Source organism: Pedobacter hartonius (assembly GCF_900107535.1).
In the GTDB taxonomy this organism is placed as follows: domain Bacteria; phylum Bacteroidota; class Bacteroidia; order Sphingobacteriales; family Sphingobacteriaceae; genus Pedobacter; species Pedobacter hartonius.
Map to the genome: position 1 here is coordinate 688,123 of NZ_FNRA01000001.1, position 19,494 is coordinate 707,616.

The following is a 19,494-nucleotide window of genomic DNA, read 5'->3' on the forward strand; positions in this document are numbered from 1 at the left end:
AATGGAAAAACTAAAATTAGAACTGATCATTGAACGGGGCGAGAATGATCTGACAGGGCGGGTAACTTATAATAACAATCTTATCATTGAAAATGCACAAGATGTACATTCACTATCAGAAAAACTGAAAGTTCTCCTCTTCGATTTTGAGGAACTTGATCCTGACCGCATTGAATTTGAATATTATTATGATATATTTTCTCTCTTTCAGGAGTTCAATTTCTTGAATATAGGAAAGGTTGCGAAACGTGCAGGAATTAATGCCGGCCTCTTACGTCAGTATGCCAGCCAGGTCAAATATCCTTCGGCCAAACAAGCAAAGAAAATTGAAGAGACCATACATCAGTTAGGGCATGACATGAGTAAAGTGCTGATTCATGCTAAGTAGTTATCATGGACTGTGATTGGATGGTTAACCTTCTACAATCACAGTCTCTGTTACTTTTTCGCTTTCTGCCCCGCTCTCAGGAATTTCATCAACACCTTTTCATCATTTTCTATCGCCTGCTGTGTATGAGGGGCCTCCCTATGAATCTGCTTCAGGTATTTGACCAGGTCATCATTTTCAAAAGCGTCCAGTAACAGCGGATATACGTAAGAACTTTTACACACTGCCCGGGTATTTCCCAGTTTGCCGGCTACACAGTCCAGCACCTGCACGATGATCTTCTTTTTAGAATGGTCCTCTTCTACATTGCCTGAGCAGACAGCAAATTGCCTTAGTGCCTCTAAAGTTCCGCCCCAGGTGCGGAAGTCTTTAGCCGTAAAATCACTCCCGGTGATCTCTCTGATATAGTTATTGATCTTTCCTGAATCAACACCCTTATGTTCACCTTCCTCGGTATAATACTGAAATAGGTCCTGTCCAGGGATCTCCATACAGCGCTTGACCATCTTCGCCAGGTTTTTATCATTGAGGGCTACCTCCTGCTTCACTCCTTTTTTACCGATGAATTTCAGCTTTAAGGTATTACCATCAACTTTGGCATGCTTGGTTCTCAGGGTGGAAAGCCCATAACTGTCATAAAGTTGCGCATAAGATTCGTTGCCCACACGGATCAGTGTTTTCTGCATTACCTGAACACAAATTGCCAGTACCTTCTGTTCATCGTAATCCTTTCGTTTCAGGTCTTTAGCTATTCTTTTTCTTGCGATGGGAAGTGCTTTTCCGAATTCCAGCAACCTGAAATACTTATGATCCGATCTCCGGGAGGTCCATTTTGGATGGTAGCGGTATTGTTTGCGGCCGGCAGCATCAAGGCCCGTGGCCTGTAGGTAAGCGTTCTTTTTCGCAGCGATCCAAACCTCCGTCCATGCCGGTGGTAATACCAGTCCTTTTACTCTATCCCGTTGTGCCTCATCAGTAATTCTATCACCATTTTTGTCCTCGTAATAAAAATTACCGGGTTTTCCTTTTCTGTAAATGCCAGGCATACTGTCGGTAACATACACTAAACCACTTTCTTTAATCTCCTCCGGGGTCTGTACCATATAAATTGAGCAAAATATGCGTTAAATTTTTAGTTATTTTGTTCAATAAACACACAAAAATGAAGATAGTTTTCATGGGCACCCCCGATTTCGCAGTAGCTTCTTTAAATGCTTTGTTTGAAGCAGGTTACGATATTGTTGGTGTAGTTACCGCAGCAGATAAACCGGCAGGCAGAGGTCAGAAACTGCAGGAAAGTGCTGTAAAAAAGTATGCGGTAGAAAAAGGACTGAGGGTATTACAGCCTCTGAAACTAAAAGATTCTGAATTTGTTGAAGAACTCCGTTCCTTAAAAGCGGATCTGCAGGTAGTGGTGGCTTTCAGGATGCTTCCTGAAATCGTCTGGGATATGCCTGCGAAAGGAACAATCAACCTGCATGCTTCCCTGTTACCAAATTATCGTGGTGCAGCGCCGATCAACCACGCTATTATCAACGGAGAAACGGAAAGTGGAGTCACTACCTTTTTCCTGAAACACGAAATTGATACGGGTGATGTAATCTTCTCGGAAAAAGTGGCCATTGCCGAAGACGATTCTGCAGGCGATCTGCATGATCATCTCATGGCAGCAGGAGCCGGTCTGCTGGTTAAAACAGTGAAAGCTATTGCTGAAGACAATTACAAAGAACAGCCTCAGCTGTCATCAGATGAGCTGAAACACGCCCCTAAAATATATAAAGAATTTTGTAAGGTGGAATGGAACCAGCCGGTAAAAACCATTTATAACCTGATCCGCGGTCTTAGTCCATACCCAACTGCGTTTACAGCGCTGAACGGTAAAACCATTAAGCTCTTTAAAACGCAATATGAGGAAACAATACCTGATACTGCTCCCGGCACATACCTAACCGACGGAAAGACCTTCCTGAAGTTTGCTGCTCTAGATGGCTTTATCAGTGTACTGGATGTACAATATGAAGGAAAGAAGAGAATGATGGTGGATGAATTTCTGAGGGGGATGCGTTTATAACCTACCTGGCAGCTATAACGTATTGAGCAGCGAGCTTAACGATTTTGTCACTTCGTTGAAATAACGCTTCTTGCCATATCCCATTACCCAGCGGATACCTGAGGTAGCATTGCTGATAAAAACTTCCTCGGCTTCTTTTAAGACCTCGGGATTGATCTGGGCCTCTATGATTGAAATGCCGTTGGCTTTCGCCGTCTGCATGACCACATTACGCATCACTCCGGCAATACAGCCCTCAGACAGTGCCGGGGTATAGATCTGCTTATCGTACACCACAAATACATTTGAACTGATGCTCTCGCACAGAAAGCCATTCTGGTTCAGGATAAAGGCCTCGTCAAGCCGGTGCTGCTTTTTATAAAGGCCAGCCATAACGAACAGCAGGGAATTACTTGTTTTATAATTCGACAGTTTATTCACCGGTTTGGTGATCTCATCATAGACGTTGATGATCAGTCCCTTTTTATTCAATTCATAACCAGTTTCCTGCATGGCAGACGCTTCCAGCACATAGCCGGATTTATTGTTGTCCGGTGTGTACAGCCCGTCTGCATCACGATAAACAGAAAGACGGAACCTTACATTATCTTTGAGCTTATTTTTCTTACATAACTCGGCGGTTTTCTGTTTCAGAAAATAGTTATCAAACAAAATCCCGCCATCCATCTTCAGCGCATTCATGCCGGCCTGCAGACGGCCGGCATGCAGTTCTGCAAATTTCAACTTGCCGCCAGACATCCGCATGGATTCAAAAAGGCCGTCCCCATATCTGAAAGCACGGTTTTTCACCGTAAGTATCTTCTCATCTACGGCAACGAACTCGTCATTATATAATATATATTCGTGTTGCATTAATTGTTATGCCTGTACAATATAGTTTCTCCATTTGTTCAACACAGCATCAAAATCCGGTGGCAGTGGCGCTTCAAACTCCATATACTCCTTTGTTGTGGGATGTATGAAGCCTAAAGTTTGTGCATGCAGCGCCTGGCGTGGTAACAATTCAAAACAGTTAGCCACATATTGCTTGTACTTGTTAAAGGTTGTTCCCTTCAGTATTTTATCTCCGCCATAATTGGCATCATTAAATAATGGGTGGCCAATATGCTGCATGTGTGCCCTTATCTGATGTGTACGCCCGGTTTCCAGCTGACAACTGATTAAAGTCACATAATTTAAACGTTCTAAAACTGTATAATGTGTAACCGACCACTTGCCTTTTTCCTCATCATCATAAACGTCCATCACGATCCTGTTTTTTGCGCTTCTGCCGATATACCCAGAAACTGTGCCATTTTCCTGAATATCGCCCCAGGCAAGTGCAATATATTTACGGGTAATACTGTGGTCGAAGAACTGCTTCGCCAGTTTAGTCATCGTAATTTCGTTTTTGCTGATGATCAGCAGGCCTGAAGTGTCTTTGTCAATCCGGTGAACCAGGCCTGGCCTGCCTTCATTTCCGGGAAGTTGCGGCAGCTGGTCGAAGTGAAACGCCAGTGCATTAACGAGTGTTCCTGTATAATTGTTGAATCCCGGATGTACAACCATACCTGCGGGTTTATTCACGATCAGCAGATCATTGTCTTCATAAACAATATCCAATGGAATATCTTCAGGGTAAACCTCGGTATCCCTGGGGGGATGAGGAAATACAATGGAGATCTCATCAGCAGGTTTTACCTTGTAACTCGCCTTCACAGTAGCTTTATTCACGAGTACATTCCCTGCATCAATCGCATTCTGAATACGGTTCCTTGACGCATTTTGCATACGCTGCATTAGAAACTTATCAATCCGCAGCGGAGACTGTCCATTGTCTACGACAATATTAAAATGTTCGTATAAGTCCTGCTCTTCAAGTTCCAGCCCGCTATTCGTATTTTCCATTCTTAATTTTATGATTTGATCCTGACAGGAATTCATAGCATACAGCCTGCATTTTTTAATGCTGCCGAACCTAGTCATCCCAGTTTACAAAACTAACCTTTAACAATTACATTTCTCAAAAGAAATAAGGCCGAAAACTTAATGGTTTAGCTATTAACAAAATGAATCACAAAACGCTTTATATTTGCGCAATGTTTGCAGACCTGAACAGTCCCTTTCAACAGCTACAACACCCTCACTTAACCTGTTTATGGATAAAAAGAGAGGACCTGATAGATCCTTACATTTCAGGGAACAAATGGCGTAAGCTCAAATATATCCTCCAGGATGCTGCTGCGAAGGGAAAAGAACACCTGGTCACCTTCGGAGGTGCCTATTCCAACCACCTCGTGGCCACAGCCGCAGCAGCTGCCAGATCAGGGCGCAAAGCCACTGCTTTTGTGAGGGGAGAAAAGGTGATGAATGAAATGCTGGTACTCTGCCAGCTGTATGGAATGGAGCTGATTTTTACAGACCGAGAGGCCTACAGGGATAAGCCTGCATGTTATGAAAAACATTTCGGCGGCCATCCGTCTGCTTATTTCATTGATGAAGGGGGCGCTTCTGCAGAAGCGGTGAAGGGCTGTGCAGAGATCATTACAGAATTACCTGCTGACATAGACCATCTCTTTTGTGCTGCCGGTACAGGGACCACTGCAGCAGGTTTGCTAAAAGGTATCCGGGAAAGCGGGTTAAAAACAAAACTTCATGTGATACCTGTCTTAAAGGGAGGAGATTTCATCAGGAAAGAGATCGGCAGATATGTTCCCCTTACGGATCAGCTCGTCTTACATACAGACTATCATTTTGGAGGTTATGCAAAAACACGGCCTGAATTACTGCAGTTCATAAGGCAGTTTATTGCACGGCATGGAATTCTCATTGACCCCGTGTATACGGCGAAGATGTTCTTTGCGATTGATGACCTTGCAGAAAAAAATCACTTCTCAGCTGGTGAAAAAATCGCTGCCATTCATACCGGAGGTCTGCTGGGTATTATGGGGATGAAAGAAAAATTTGCTTTATGATCACACTGCCATCGTGAACGCGCCAAAACTTTCGCCCATATCACAGTTTAAGTCAGCCGTATACCTAGTATCTGTCATGGTCATATTTGAATGTTAATGTCTGCCGGAGCTGTTTCAGCTGCTGTTCACGTTGCTGCAGTGCAGCCTGTGCGGCAGCCAGGGTGACCAATTCAAAACGTATTTTCTGCCCGCATTGCAGTTGAGCAAGTTTAGAAAAATCTGCCGTGATCACCTGTACAATTCTCGGATATCCGCCAGTAGTCTGATGGTCGGCCATCAACACAATGGAATCCCCGTTACTGGTCACCTGTACGGTACCAAAAGCAACGGCCGAAGAGATCATTTCCTGCGGCAGATTCAGTTCCAGTGCCGGCCCCTGCAGGTGGTATCCCATACGGTCTGATTCATTGGTGAGCCGAAACTCCCGCTCAAAAAAAGACTGCTGGCTCAGCGGCGAAAACAGTTCATACTCCGGTCCTTTCATTACCCTGATCACAGTATCTTTTAAATCAGGATAAAATGTACTCAGGTCGCAGGACCAGTTAAAATTGCGAAGGGTATCCTGGTACTCTTCTTTAAAAGATATGTGATCCCCTGTTTCCAGGGCCCTTCCTTTCCAGCCTCCAAACCCTGCCCGCAGATAAGTGGAACGGCTGCCCAGAACTTCAGAAACGTCAAACCCTCCGGACACTGTCAGATAGCTGCGGCATCCTGTTACCGAAGTACCGAAGTTCAGCATTGATCCCCTTTTTGCAAAAACAGGCCTCCACATTTTTACGGGTACATGATCAAGCGCAGGGGAGAGGTCTGCACCGGTAAGCGCAATCAGCTGATCGGATTCAAAATAGATTTTAGGTCCTATTAACGTACATTCTATCCCGGCTTCGTGTTCCTGATTACCAACGAGCAGGTTTCCCGTTCTCAGGGCAACAGTATCCATTGCCCCGCTTACAATAATACCATCTTTCCTGTAACCAAATCTGCCGGTATCCTGAATGGTGGTCAGCAATCCACCTTTCAGCACCTTAATTCCCATAGCGCCTCTTATTGGTCATTTCAAACTCTGTTTCTGTGATGGATACAAAACGGACACGGTCGCCGGCCTTCAGTAATGCCGGTGCGGCCCTGCCTGCATCAAATAAATGAATTGGGGTACACCCGATGATCTGCCACCCTGCGGGCGTCTCTATCGGGTAGACACCGGTTTGTTTTCCGGCAATTCCTACAGATCCCGGAGGCACTTTTGACCGCGGCGTTTCCCTTCTGGGGGTTGATAACTGCTCATCCATGCCTGCCAGGTAGGGGAATCCTGGTGCAAAACCGATCATATGTACCAGATATTCAGTTCCGGTATGTATGCTGATCACCTCCTCGGTCGTCAGTTTCGTATGTGCAGCTACAAAGTCAAGGTCCGGCCCCCAAACGCCACCATACAAAACAGGGATTTCCACAATACCAGATACAGATTTTGCGGGATGCGCCATCACCTCGATAAGCATTTCCTCGAGGTCTGACTGAACCGACTGATAACTGACAATTATTGGTTCATAAAATATGGTGACTGTTGTAAATGCAGGTACATATTCTATAAAGCCGTCGAAAGAATACTCCTCCAGATAATTACAAACAGCCCGTATGATCTCATGGGTAGAATTACTGATCTCTTCATCAAACTGAACAACAATCGCCGCGTCCCCCAATGGGTAGAACCGTACATCGTTAATGGTGGAATTCATTCATTTATTGAGTTTTAGCCGCAAATAAATATAATAATTAAACCTGAAAAAACTATTGCTGTATCCTTTTATGCAGCTCCCGCCGATAGCGTTTAAAAACCCCCTCTTAAGGGGGTTTTGTCGTCAGCCCAAACAGAATACCTTTACCGGAAAAATAAAATTAACTATTACTGCTCAAAGTCTGGCATGAACGTGTCGTTAAATGATAACGTTACCATGAAAAGCTCCCCCTTCTATGAAAAAAATATTTTTACTATTTACCTCTTTTGCAGTTTTTTTACTGTTCTTTAAAGCGGCTGCGCAAACCAGTCATGACGGCAGTTTGACCGGAAATGTAATTGATGAGCAGAGAAAACCACTGGACTATGTTTCCATTGCTTTACTGAAAGCCCAGGATTCCACAGTGGTGAAGGGCTCATTTACATTTGAAAAAGGAATCTACGCCTTTGATCATTTGCCCGACGGCAATTATCTGATAGCCTTTAATATGCTGGGCTACACGAAAGTTGTTAAAGGGCCATTCCCTATTAACGCCGGTAACAGGGCATATTCGGTAAACGATGTGCTGCTCACTGCTACGGCAAAGCAACTGAATAGTGTAAATATCACCGGGAAAAAGCCACTTGTGGAAAGGCAGGTAGATAAAACCGTACTGAACATTGAAAACAGTGTTCTGGCTACCGGCAATACCGCACTGGAAATTCTGAGAAAGGCACCGGGAGTAAGTGTAGATAAAGATGGCAATGTGAGCCTGAGAGGTAAAAAAGGCGTGACCGTGATGATTGATGGCAAGCCTACTTATCTGTCGAATGAGGAATTGGCCAATTTATTAAATTCAACCGAAGGGAATGCTATTACCAGCATTGAGCTGCTCACTAATCCGTCGTCAAAATATGATGCCTCAGGGAATTCCGGTATCATTAATATTAAACTCAAAAAGAACCGCAATTACGGAACCAATGGAACAGCGACAGCGGGAGGAGGATATGGAAAAAATTATAAGGCCAATGGCGGATTAACACTCAACCACAGGGAAAAGAAATTTAATGTTTTTGGGGATGTGAATTATGGCCGCAACAAACGAACTGTGAAACAAGGACTTAGTCGGGTAAATGATACAGGTACAGATCAGACATTCTTTGACCAGACGGCTGGATATACAGGCATCAGGAACAATACGAACTATAAAACCGGCCTGGATTATTTTATTAATGATAACAACACTATAGGTGTTGCTATAAACGGTTATGTTACCAAAGCGGATCAGGTGGATAATATTTTAACACGAATCGGCAGCCATCCGAATCAGACAGATTCCCTGGTAAAAGCGATAAATCCTACGCAATATAAATATGTAAATACAGCGTATAACCTAAATTACAGGGGCGTACTGGATACGTTGGGCCAGGAAATTAATGTAGATCTTGATTTCTCAAGGTACCACAGGGATAAACTTGAAACCTACAATAATAATTTCTCTGATGCTGCCGGTTTATTGACCAGGCCACCTGTAATCTTTAGGAATGCCACACCTGCGATCGTAAAAATATGGGTAGCAAAGGCCGACTATAGTTATCCTCTCAACAAAAAAACGAAATTAGATCTGGGGTTAAAAACCAGCTTTGTGAATACTGACAACAATTCAATCTTTGAAAATTTCATTAATCATACATGGCAGAATGATGTAACACAGACTAATCATTTTAAATACGATGAAAACATCAATGCCGCTTATGCCAACCTTAAGCGCGAGTTCAGGAGCACCACATTACAGCTGGGATTAAGGGCTGAACAGACCAATTCAAAGGGAAATTCTGTCACCACACAAAATACTGTTAAACGCCATTACCTGAACTTATTCCCCACAATTTTTATCAATCAGGTACTCTCCAGAAACAACGAAATCGGATTTTCTTACAGCAGGAGGATTGACCGCCCGGATTATTCATCCCTGAATCCCTTTGTTCATTTCCTTGACGCTTTTACTTATTTTAGGGGAAATCCTTTCCTGAATCCCCAGTATACTAACTCATTTGAAGTCTCTTATTCTTATAAAAAAACAATCAACGCAACATTTGGTTACAGCCATACCAGTGACGTAATTTCCTTTGTTGTGATAGCAGACACGGCAAGAAAAACACTGGCTGCCAGTAATGAGAACCTTGCAGAGTTAAATTCATATAACCTGAATATCAGCTCCCCGCTATCCCTTGCCAGATGGTGGAATACCAATACCAATCTGACCGTTTTTTACAATAAGTTCAATGCTCCTGATCTTTTAGCAACACCCTTCAGCAGCGGAAAATTGTCGTTTAATTTTAATACTACACAAACTTTTACTGTTACTCCTACATTCAATGTTGAACTGTCAGGATTCTACCACTCGAAAAGCGTGAACGGTACAACTGCTGAATCGGAGCAGCACAGTATAGATCTGGGATTCAGTAAATCTTTGCTGGAGAAAAAATTAAATATTAAAGTAGCTGCGAATGATGTCTTTAATCTGCTGAAGTATAAAAACACAAGTACAATCCCCGGGCAGGATTTCACATACAGGAGCAAAGACGAAAGCAGGGTATTCCGTTTAACCTGTACCTATCGTTTTGGCAGCAGTGAAATCAAAGGGGCACGCAAACGGGACAAAGGTTCTGCTGAAGAACAGAACCGGGTAAAACCATAGGTACCGATCCGGAATCCCCAATACAGGTGATCTTGGGCAAAAAAAGATACGATAGCATAAATACACGCGTTCCAGAATATGTTAATCAGGCCACCGGCAGTTGAATAAAGAGAGAACTAACTCGGAATAAAATGAAAAATATAATTATCACAGGTTGCAGCAGTGGAGTGGGCTGGTTTCTGTCACAACAATTGGCGAAAGAAGGGCATACTGTATATGCCACCATGCGAAATATCGGCTCAAAAAATAAGGACGCCGCCAATAGAATGAAGGCATGGGCTAGAGAGAACTCAGTAAATATTGTAGTAGTTGAGCTTGATATCAGCAGTGAGAGCTCTGTAAAAACAGCAATAGATGAAATTGCACTCCATTCAAATGGAGCAATTGACGTACTGATCAATAATGCAGGATTAGGTTCCACAGGGCTTCTGGAAGCCTTTAGCGGCAAGGAAATGGATCATATATTCCAGGTGATGGTACTGAGCCCCGACAGGATAATTAAAGCAGTTCTTCCGTTTATGCACAAAAGGCAGGAAGGTCTTTTAATACAGATCTCCAGCAGAATGGCCACTTTCCAGATACCATTTTTAGGTCCTTATGCTGCGGCTAAAGCAGCCTTGGGATCCTTAAGCAATACTTACAACAAAGAGCTGAAAGTAGTGGGAATAGATTCTGTTCTGGTACAGATCGGAGCCGTAAACACAGCCCTTCGAAAAAATGTATCCGCAAATTTTGTTGAAAATACGGCTATCTCATCGAAATACGGTGAATGGTATCCGAAGGCAAAAAAGAATATTATTGAGATGTTTGGTGCAAACCGCTCTACTCATGAACCTGCCGAAGTTGCCAATACGATCAGCAGCATTATCAGCACCCCATTTGGACAAAGGAAGATGATCTATACTATCGGACTGGATATCCTGGCTTCATCCATTATAGAAATTAACAAGATATCTACGGATATTTCAAATAAAGTTATTGAGAAGGAAGACTTATAAAAAAGGCACGGGGGCTCTCTAAGCCGCATGCCTTTTTCAAATTCTTTATTGCCGTTCAGATCAGGGTAACTGATGTGTCTTTAGTTCTGTCTTTAGCTGTTCAATTTCTTTCTCATTGTGACGGTTCTCAATATAAAAATAGATGGCAAAAGCCAGGAAGATCTTTCCTAATACGAAAACAGCTGCAAATATCCATCTCCATATTTTACGGATCCTGATATGGCCGGATTCTGCTTCTATTTCCACGAACTGACTGCTCTTCCGGGATTTGGAAGAATACTGCGGCCGGTCTCTCAATGGCATATCTATCGTTAAACCTTCTGAATCACGTGCTTTAACCAGTTCATTGATATTGGCTTCAATTTTCGTCCACATACCGGGAGGAGGGGTAATAGCCATCTTTTGAGCAATGAATTCTATGTCTGTTTCCAGTTCATGTAATGCCTCGAGTATTTGTGGATGTTTTGCTTTCAGGTATAATAGTTCTTTGGTTTCTGCTTCGGAAGCAGAACCAAATACATATGCTTCGAGCACCCCACTTTCTATGTATTCGTTAATTTTCACGCTATGCATTCCTTAATTTTCACCACTTTTCAATTTTCATCACTTTTTCTTAACATGACGAAAGCCTCTTTTAGCGTCTTCCGTATGAATTCTTCAGTTTTGTTCAATTCCACCGAAAGTGCAGCAGTTGTTTTTCTATAATAATAAATATCAATAAATATTTGTTGCTGAGTTGAGCTTAACTGCTCAATATACTTATCTTTTGGGCCGTTCATGCCCGCTCCCGATATCCGGGGTTCCGCGGGGCGTGCCGAAAGGCCTGGAAGAGCCGCCATTTTACGCTGCGCAAACCTTTGCAGCTGGCACCAGTTTACAGGCCCTTCCCACTTTTTGTCTTTAAACTCTTCTGAAAGTTTACAAAATATATGCACCAGATACTGCTCAGCCAATTTACTGTCTTTTACAATTTCAAAAATATACCCCAATAACATCCCCGCATATCTATCGTAAAGATTACGAACGCTTTCAGGCTTATTTTCTACGATTGCTTGTGTGTCAGTTTTCAGCATACATTCTTTATTTATCAAGGCAGTAATTTCACAATTCAGCTCAACCACAAGCTTTTGTCGGCCCTGATAAAGTATAAAATTAAATAAAGTTTAGACGATTTAGAAATAAATAAAATAATTAGCCGGTATCCGGCCAGTTAAAAACTTAACCGGTATTCCAACGACACTTTATTATTTAATGGTTGAACCGTTAAATCTATTAATGTATCTCTGTCATTTTGACTTTCGCAGCGATATAATCTATCTTACCATTTGGTGTTAACGGCATATGATCCAGCAGCCTGACTTTTACACTGGCAGGATGAACTTTTATCTGATCAAAAAGCAAAGTTTTAATAGCTTTCTCATTAATGCCGGCATCAAAAAAAGCGACCACAAGGTATTGGTCTTCCTCAGCCATGCAGATGAAAGATGCCCCCGCAAAATTTTCCTTTAATAGCTGTTCAATTTCATCCAGATTGATGCGTGTACCAAATAATTTGATAAAACGTTTATTTCTGCCGGTAATGTAAAAGAAACCGTCTTCGTCTTGCCTGGCAATATCACCGGTATATAATACGGTATCCTGTTTATATTCCAGCAGGTCATCTATCCGGGTAGCATATCCACCAAATATATTTGGTCCGTAATATCTTAATTCACCCGATAAGGGGTCTAGATCGAGCTTACCTCCTTTGATGGGCTTGCCAATAGATCCCGATTTTTCCTGCAGATATTCAGGAGGAAGATAGGAGATTCTTGCTGTCGCCTCCGTTTGCCCGTACATTGAAAAAAAAGAAAGTCCATGTTTCAGGGCATAGGCTCCGAATTCCATTAAAACAGATGCATTCAGCCGCCCGCCGGCCTGTGTCATATAACGCAGTGAGGGGTATTCTTTATTCAGAAACCCGATCCGCTGCAGCATCTCATATACGTAGGGCACCCCTGCCAGAGAAGTATATTGGAACTTATCAAGTTCCAGCCAGAATTCTTTTTCCATGACGGTTTTGTTGGTACATACGATACCTCCCCCGGCAATGGAATTGCTGGTAAATACAGAAAAACCGTAGGAGTAAAATAGGGGCAGGTTCAGCGGGGCGGTATCAAAATGTTTAACCGGCAGATAATCAATGATGGATAAGGCATTACTTACTATATTTTGTTCCGACAATTTCACAAACTTTGGAGAGCCTGTACTTCCCGAAGTATTGATCAATAGTTTGATCAGTGGGTTAACCACCGTTTTTACAGTCGCTTTTTGCTTAAACAGCGTATGTTCCGGTCCGGCATTGACAGCCGTATAACCATCCCTTTCTGATCTTGAAGGGTCATAGATATAATAAGGATGGTAATGCTTTTCCAATTGCTCCTTATAGTCATTGTTTAAGGTGGGGCTCAGCAGTGCAATGGTAAAGTCGGTCCTCAGGAAATTTAAAAGAAGCTCTACTGACTTCAGCTGATTGTCGGGATAGAGAAATACAAGGCCTGCTGTATCATCTATCGCCACAGACTCATGAAAATCTTTCGGCGTACGGGAGATTCCCGTCAGCGGATCGATATAATGTAAACCTTCATTATTTACAATAAGGTCGTAAAGCCGGGGCATATTTTTCATAGGTATGGTATTTGATCAGTTAAACGTGATATTGAATCTGCCCAGCACTTGTTTTACATTTGTGAAGCTTGTCATTTCAAGGATATCATCTATTGCAATGGTAAGGCCAAAGGTGGCTTCAATCTCTTTAACGAGGAACAGATGCGACACGGAGTCCCATTCTGCAATACCCTGGTAGCTTAAATCTTCGTTCACCTCATCGACTGATATACACAGTGCTTCAGCAAATGCCTGTTTTAATTTTTTTAAGTTGTTCATATTGTATTTTGTTTTGATGATGATTTTTTTCGTCCGGATGTTTATAGTTTAACAGTTTTCCATTTTCCCATTTTAAAAACGATGACGCAGCTGCAGGACAATACGATCTCAGAGATCAGGATGGCTATGAAAATCCCTTTTGCCCCCCACTGGAAATAAATCCCCAATAAATAAGACAAAGGCAGCTGGATGATATAAAACATAAGGATATAGAGCATAGTAACTGTATTTACATTTCCGGCTGCATTCAGTGCCCTTGAAATCACCATCGTATAACCGAAAAAGAAATAAGCAATGGACATATACTGAAGATATTCAGACGCATAGGCCAGCACCTTCTCTTCGTGGGCAAAAAAGCTGGCTACAGACCTGGAGTAGAACAACAGAAAAATTGCGATGGTGCCCAAAAAACACATATTGAACACTCCCGTTTTCCAGATAGAGGCTTCTGCCCGCTCCGGCTGCCTGGCACCAAGATTCTGACCCGTAAGTACGCCAGCAGCATTGGCAATACCATAAGCGGGCAATACACTGAACATAATAATCCTGTTGGCAATGATATAACCTGCAAGTACACTTTCACCCAGCCTGGCAACAATAACGATCATCATAAATCTGCTGGAAGACGGAACAAGGTACTGCACCATACCCGCCGCGGCCAGCTTAAGCAATCGTTTCATTAACGATGGTATCATCACCAGCTGCCGCTTACCGATCATAATCCGCTGATTGCCATTGATCAGGTACCATACCTGGTAACTTACACTGAACACATTGGCCGTGACCATCGCAATAGCAGCTCCCAATAAACCTAAAGCAGGAATTGGCCCGAGCCCGAAAATCAGTACGGCGCATAAACAGCCATTGAGAATATTTGAAAAGGCCAGTGTACGCATCGCCATGTACGCATCCCCGGAACCACGGAAAACCCCATTAATGAGAATACGCATGATCATAAAAATAAGCCCGCCGAACATCGTTCTGGAAAACACATTCCCATAATTCACGAGGCTGTCTGAAGCGCCGGCAAAATGCATGATCTGCCGGTTAAAGATCAGCGCTATGCAGCTGCAGATCAGGGACAGAATAATCCCAAGGTAGATAACCTGCATCGCAGCCTGGCCTGCACTCTTTGGTTTCTGCTCACCTACGCGTCTTGAAATTACTGCTGTTGCAGCAATACCAAGGCCGGTAGCTACCGACTGGATCAGAATGACTACCGAATTGGTGATGCCCACTACCGTAATCGCATTTTCGCCCAGACTGCTCACAAACAGCAGGTCAACGAGCACAAAAAGCGATTCCATACTCAGTTCCAGCATAGTAGGTACGGCGAGCAAAAAGGTGGCCCTGTTGACACTCCCCGAGGTAAAGTTCTTTTCAGTACCCTGGAGGGCTATCCTGAATAAATTAAATAGATGACGTATTTTAAGCAACACAAGTTTAGGTTTAAAGGGTTAAATCAGCACCCACCTTATCGGTAATCCGAAGGTCTGCTGCGCTGGTAGCAGGAAGGTCTGATGCACTGAAAGACTGGAAGGCTATCCTTTGCTCAACCGCATATACTGTTCTGCCTGCCAGCTGATTGATGATCTGGGAATTTCTGTATGCGCCCATTCCAAGATCGGGCGTGGAGATCCCATGGGTATGCAGTTCGGCATTCTGGACAAAAATCTCATTCCCCGCCTCGTCGATCGTATAATTCCTGTGTACATCATAGCCGCCATCTTCCAGCCTTCTGATCCGGTCAGAAATTCCGGTCAGAAACTCCGGCTCCATGTATTTATAACCCGTGGCAAGGATCACATAATTGGTATTGGTCTCAAATGTTTTCTCCTGTTCCACATGAGAGAAGTTTAACAGATAAGAGCCATCTTCTTCAACATGGATATCATTTAACCTGCTGTTTGCCATCAATACCACTTTGAGATCATTATCTGTCAGGTCCATTGCATACAAACTGTTATATATCTGGTTAATGAGATCAGAATTGATTCCTTTGAACAGGATGTTCTGACGCGCAAGAACATCTTTTCTCTGTGTGGCAGGCAGGGCATGAAAGTAGTCGACATACTCCGGTGAAGTCAGCTCCAGGGTTAGCTTGGTATGGTTTTCCAAAGGGAAGAAACGTTCAGACCGTGTAAACCAGTTTAACTGCATCCCTTTTTTAACCCCGGGCAGCAAATCCTGGAAGATCTCCGCAGCACTTTGTCCTGAGCCCACAACGGTTACCGACTGCTGCTTCATCAGGTGATCCTTGTGGTTAAGGTATTGGGAAGTATGGATCACATTGTCAAGGGACTTTTCTTTGATTGCTGCCGGAATATAGGGACTTGTACCTGTACCCAATACAAGCTTGCGGGTGTGCCAGATGTTTACACCTCCCGACCTGGTATCCCTTGCCGTGACTTTATAAACGGAATTTTCAAAAGATACTAACACCACCTGCTTAGAGAACAAACAATTATCCAGCTGTTTCAGCACCCATCTGCAATAGGCATTATACTCCTTTCTGAAGATAAAAAAGCTTTCGCGGATATAAAATTTGTACAGCCGCCCGCTTTGTTTCATGTAGTTCAGGAAACTATAGGGGCTGGTAGGGTCTGCCATCGTCACCAGGTCTGCCATAAAGGGTACCTGAAGTGTTACTTCGTCTAACATCAAACCCGGATGCCAGTTAAACTCGTCAGATTGGTCCAGAAAAAGCGTATCCAGTTCCCTGACCGGCTCAGACAAGGCCGCCAGGCCCAGGTTAAACGGGCCGATACCAATTCCGATAAGATCATATATTTTAGGTGTGTTCATTGATAGATGGTTTAGGTGAATAATTTTTGTTCCGGGGAAACTTTTCCCAATACCATTCCCTGAGGCAGAAATTGAGATAAGCTTTTTTATGAGGCATTTCGATGATGTGCTGAAGCCTGAAACCGACATGCACTTTATTCATCAGTGCTGCAAGAGAATCAACAGAGCCCTCTCCAACCAGCCTGCCTACCTCCGGCTGCATAAAAAGCCAGTCTACGATACTTTGCGTGATCAGCGAGGGAAATTTCTTTTTCTTATCCGTTGGGGCAATAAACAGATGAGTACCATAATCTGAGGGCAGCACCTCATAATAGTCGCCCAAAACGTCCGTGGTGGCCCAGTACACCTCGAAATTGAAAGTCGGCTCCCCGTTTACTTCGCCTATATAGCTATGTGAAAGCCCCTCTGCCAGAAGTGCACGGTAAAAATGTTCCAGTTCTTTTAAGGGCCAATCCATTTTCCATATTGTTTTTGCATGTTCTGAATGGAACCACTGGTGTACCATTTGCAGATCCCGTTTGATATCAAATGGCCTGATACTGATGCCGGTCTGCTCTTTGTCAAAATACCGGTAGAAGACCTCCTCCTGAGCTGGTGGGAAAAGCAACCCGGCACTATAAAAGTTTTTATGCAGCGGGTTATAAATGGACCGTTTATAATTACCCATCCCACTGAACAGCTCTCCCTCTATTTCTATGTGCCGCTGATCCAGCAAGGTTCCGGCATTTTCATCCTGCTGCTGTTCCGCAAAAGACTGCAGTTCCAGATAAATGCATTTCAGCATCGCATTTTCCTCCAGTATCCGGTTACGCCCTAATATTCCCACAATTGCAAAAAGATCGTCGATCCCTGCTCTGCATGGAGAGTTACAGATCACGCTATTTACCTGTTTCTGAAACCTTAGCATTGCCAAATCCCGGAGAGGCGACTGATCATCAACAGGCTTTACCTCAAACGTGGAGATAAAAGCAGAGCGTGCTGTGTCCTGAGCAACCTGACCGATAACTTTTAACCTGACGGTCTCCACAGCATGCAGCAAACATGCTGATAAATCAGGGACCTGCCATTCCGGGTAGATGCCCTGCGCTTCCAGGATTGCCATTTTCAGGAACTTCACCACATCTATATCCGTAATTTTATCATTTTCCTGATCATACAGCAAGACGGGAAATTGAAAAACATGGTTTCCGGTATCACTAAAGTAGAGCAGGGGAATAAAAACTTCCGCAGCGCTGGCCGGGAAGCTGATTTTGAAATGCAGATCCAAGCCGCTCTGGCGGAGCCCTTCAGCCAGTACAGGATCATATTCCGGTATACCCATGTAACGCGTCCAGTTGCCGAATTCCCTGCAGTACTGGTTGATGGCGGCAGAAAATATCCGAACCTGCCCGTCCGCTGTCGGGTTACTGTTCGGGATAAGCTGCTCCATAAGTTTTGATTATGCCTAGAATATTCTTAATATCATTTACCGTGGTAATGGGATTGAAAATGGTGAACTTGAGATAAAAGCTGCCGTTTACCTTTGTACTGGCAACCAACACCTCGCCTGTATGGAACATCTTCTTTTTGATGTATTGATTTAACGCACACAGATCAACGTGTTTTAGCTTTAATGACCTGTACCTGAAAACCAGCACACTGATATCTGATTCACTCAGCAGCTCCAGTTCAGGATCGCGGTTAATCAGATCAGCCGCCTCTTTGGCGGTCGAAATAATCGCATCCATATACTCACCCAGCTTTTCCCTGCCAAGCAATCTGAGGGTAAACCATAACTTCAGCGCATCAAATCTCCTTGTACTTTGAGTAATGGACTTATTGATTTGTGCAGGGTATTCTTCATAATCCTGCTCTTTGGGATTCAGGTAATCTGCATGGTGCCTGATGATCTCCAGGGAGTTTTTATCACGAACAATGAATGCGCTGCTGCTGATGGGCTGGAAAAAAGACTTATGGTAATCGATAGTGACAGAGTCTGCCTTTTCTATTCCCTTCAATAAGTATTTATGCTGATCCGTTAGCAGCAGGCCGCAGCCATAGGCAGCATCGACATGCATCCATAACTTATATTTTGCAGCTAAAGCACTGATTGCTTCCAATGGGTCTACATTACCAAAGTCTGTAGTACCAGCGGTAGCCACAATGGCAAAGGGGATATTTCCGAGTTCAAGTTCATTAAGAATGGCTTCTTCAAGCGCATCAGACTTCATTTTAAAACGGCTGTCGGTTTCCACCTGCATCACTCCCTGTTCTCCCAGTCCGAGCAGTGAGGCATTTTTCTGGTTGCTGAAATGTGATTTATCAGAAACAAAAACCCTGAACCTGGACGCTTCCGGAGGATTTCCGTCTACCTTGATATTGTGGTTCAGCCGGTTCAGTGCAAAACAATCCCTGGCCAGTAACAATCCCATCAGGTTACTTTGAGATCCCCCGCCGGTAAATACTCCGTCTGCACGGTCTCCAAACCCGATCTGATGGGCCGTCCAGTGAATTAACCGGCGCTCTATCAGGGTTCCCCCTGCACTCTGATCCCAGGTATCCTGTGAAGAGTTGATGGCGCTGATCAGTACTTCTGCAGCAAGTGCAGGGATCACTACCGGGCAATTCAGATGAGCAATATAATTAGGAAGATGAAAAGCCGTAGCGTGGTCAACATACAAACCCTGTACTTCTTTGAACAGCTCATCATAACTTGCCAGCGGCACATCAAATTCAATTTTATTAAACTGCTCGCCCAACTGCAGGGGCGTAATGCCGCTAAAGGGCTTTTGCTGATTTTCAAGAAATTTAAGCACCATCTCCTTCGCCTGATCTATGGCCAGGCTGTAAGATTCAGCTGTATGCTGATGAAAGATGTCCAGGAATTGAGGCGACTGATCAGCAGCGTTCAGGGTTTGCTCCGCCGTCAGATTAGCGTAAGATATATTTTCCATAATT

General features: G+C 43.6%; 18 protein-coding genes. 5 read left to right on the forward strand and 13 right to left on the reverse strand.

Annotated features, from left to right (window positions below):
- Window position 1 precedes the first annotated feature (1 nt).
- Window positions 2–388, forward strand: a complete 387-nt coding sequence (locus BLW16_RS03100) for a hypothetical protein (RefSeq protein WP_090555046.1) — start codon at window positions 2–4, stop codon at window positions 386–388.
- A gap of 50 nt (window positions 389–438) precedes the next feature.
- On the opposite strand, the gene BLW16_RS03105 is transcribed toward BLW16_RS03100, so the two are convergent.
- On the reverse strand, window positions 439–1,491 hold the full coding sequence (locus tag BLW16_RS03105) for a DNA topoisomerase IB (protein WP_090555049.1): 1,053 nt from the start codon (window positions 1,489–1,491) through the stop codon (window positions 439–441).
- A gap of 59 nt (window positions 1,492–1,550) precedes the next feature.
- On the opposite strand from BLW16_RS03105, the gene fmt reads away from it, so the two are divergent.
- Window positions 1,551–2,459 carry a methionyl-tRNA formyltransferase gene (gene fmt / locus BLW16_RS03110; RefSeq protein WP_090555051.1) on the forward strand — a complete coding sequence of 303 codons (909 nt, stop codon included), beginning with the start codon at window positions 1,551–1,553 and terminating at the stop codon, window positions 2,457–2,459.
- Window positions 2,460–2,471: 12 nt separating this feature from the next.
- Here the strand turns inward: fmt and BLW16_RS03115 are convergent, their stop codons facing one another.
- Window positions 2,472–3,311, reverse strand: coding sequence for an aminotransferase class IV (locus BLW16_RS03115; protein ID WP_090555053.1), 840 nt, complete (start codon window positions 3,309–3,311; stop codon window positions 2,472–2,474).
- A gap of 6 nt (window positions 3,312–3,317) precedes the next feature.
- Window positions 3,318–4,346 (reverse strand): RluA family pseudouridine synthase, encoded by a 1,029-nt coding sequence (locus BLW16_RS03120; protein WP_090555194.1) that lies wholly within the window; start codon window positions 4,344–4,346, stop codon window positions 3,318–3,320.
- 161 nt (window positions 4,347–4,507) lie between these two features.
- On the opposite strand from BLW16_RS03120, the gene BLW16_RS03125 reads away from it, so the two are divergent.
- Window positions 4,508–5,413, forward strand: a complete 906-nt coding sequence (locus BLW16_RS03125; RefSeq protein ID WP_245735107.1) for a 1-aminocyclopropane-1-carboxylate deaminase/D-cysteine desulfhydrase — start codon at window positions 4,508–4,510, stop codon at window positions 5,411–5,413.
- 64 nt (window positions 5,414–5,477) lie between these two features.
- On the opposite strand, the gene BLW16_RS03130 is transcribed toward BLW16_RS03125, so the two are convergent.
- Together BLW16_RS03130 and pxpB are read right to left on the reverse strand one after the other, a co-directional pair.
- A complete protein-coding gene (locus tag BLW16_RS03130) occupies window positions 5,478–6,449 on the reverse strand; it encodes a 5-oxoprolinase subunit C family protein (protein WP_090555057.1) in 972 nt (323 codons plus the stop codon).
- Window positions 6,439–7,149 (reverse strand): 5-oxoprolinase subunit PxpB, encoded by a 711-nt coding sequence (gene pxpB, locus BLW16_RS03135; protein ID WP_090555059.1) that lies wholly within the window; start codon window positions 7,147–7,149, stop codon window positions 6,439–6,441. Before pxpB ends, BLW16_RS03130 begins: the two co-directional genes overlap by 11 nt.
- A 235-nt stretch (window positions 7,150–7,384) precedes the next feature.
- Here pxpB and BLW16_RS03140 point away from each other — a divergent pair, with 235 nt between their 5' ends.
- Window positions 7,385–9,829, forward strand: coding sequence for an outer membrane beta-barrel protein (locus tag BLW16_RS03140; protein WP_090555060.1), 2,445 nt, complete (start codon window positions 7,385–7,387; stop codon window positions 9,827–9,829).
- Between the two features lie 131 nt (window positions 9,830–9,960).
- Window positions 9,961–10,827, forward strand: a complete 867-nt coding sequence (locus tag BLW16_RS03145) for an SDR family NAD(P)-dependent oxidoreductase (protein WP_090555062.1) — start codon at window positions 9,961–9,963, stop codon at window positions 10,825–10,827.
- 60 nt (window positions 10,828–10,887) lie between these two features.
- Here the strand turns inward: BLW16_RS03145 and BLW16_RS03150 are convergent, their stop codons facing one another.
- The 8 genes from BLW16_RS03150 to BLW16_RS03185 all read right to left on the reverse strand — a co-directional run bounded on the left by BLW16_RS03150 (window position 10,888) and on the right by BLW16_RS03185 (window position 19,490).
- Window positions 10,888–11,400 carry a hypothetical protein gene (locus tag BLW16_RS03150; protein ID WP_245735108.1) on the reverse strand — a complete coding sequence of 171 codons (513 nt, stop codon included), beginning with the start codon at window positions 11,398–11,400 and terminating at the stop codon, window positions 10,888–10,890.
- 20 nt (window positions 11,401–11,420) lie between these two features.
- Window positions 11,421–11,918 (reverse strand): sigma-70 RNA polymerase sigma factor region 4 domain-containing protein, encoded by a 498-nt coding sequence (locus BLW16_RS03155; protein ID WP_139298248.1) that lies wholly within the window; start codon window positions 11,916–11,918, stop codon window positions 11,421–11,423.
- Window positions 11,919–12,099: 181 nt separating this feature from the next.
- Window positions 12,100–13,494 carry an AMP-binding protein gene (locus tag BLW16_RS03160; protein ID WP_217631502.1) on the reverse strand — a complete coding sequence of 465 codons (1,395 nt, stop codon included), beginning with the start codon at window positions 13,492–13,494 and terminating at the stop codon, window positions 12,100–12,102.
- 15 nt (window positions 13,495–13,509) lie between these two features.
- Window positions 13,510–13,752, reverse strand: a complete 243-nt coding sequence (locus BLW16_RS03165; protein ID WP_090555066.1) for an acyl carrier protein — start codon at window positions 13,750–13,752, stop codon at window positions 13,510–13,512.
- 41 nt (window positions 13,753–13,793) lie between these two features.
- Window positions 13,794–15,191, reverse strand: a complete 1,398-nt coding sequence (locus tag BLW16_RS03170; protein WP_090555068.1) for an MATE family efflux transporter — start codon at window positions 15,189–15,191, stop codon at window positions 13,794–13,796.
- Between the two features lie 10 nt (window positions 15,192–15,201).
- Window positions 15,202–16,557 carry a lysine N(6)-hydroxylase/L-ornithine N(5)-oxygenase family protein gene (locus BLW16_RS03175; protein ID WP_090555071.1) on the reverse strand — a complete coding sequence of 452 codons (1,356 nt, stop codon included), beginning with the start codon at window positions 16,555–16,557 and terminating at the stop codon, window positions 15,202–15,204.
- Window positions 16,544–17,986, reverse strand: a complete 1,443-nt coding sequence (locus tag BLW16_RS03180; protein ID WP_090555073.1) for a GNAT family N-acetyltransferase — start codon at window positions 17,984–17,986, stop codon at window positions 16,544–16,546. Before BLW16_RS03180 ends, BLW16_RS03175 begins: the two co-directional genes overlap by 14 nt.
- The gene (locus BLW16_RS03185) at window positions 17,961–19,490 is read right to left on the reverse strand and encodes a pyridoxal phosphate-dependent decarboxylase family protein (RefSeq protein ID WP_090555075.1); all 1,530 of its coding nucleotides are present in this window, start codon (window positions 19,488–19,490) and stop codon (window positions 17,961–17,963) included. Before BLW16_RS03185 ends, BLW16_RS03180 begins: the two co-directional genes overlap by 26 nt.
- Window positions 19,491–19,494 lie beyond the last annotated feature (4 nt).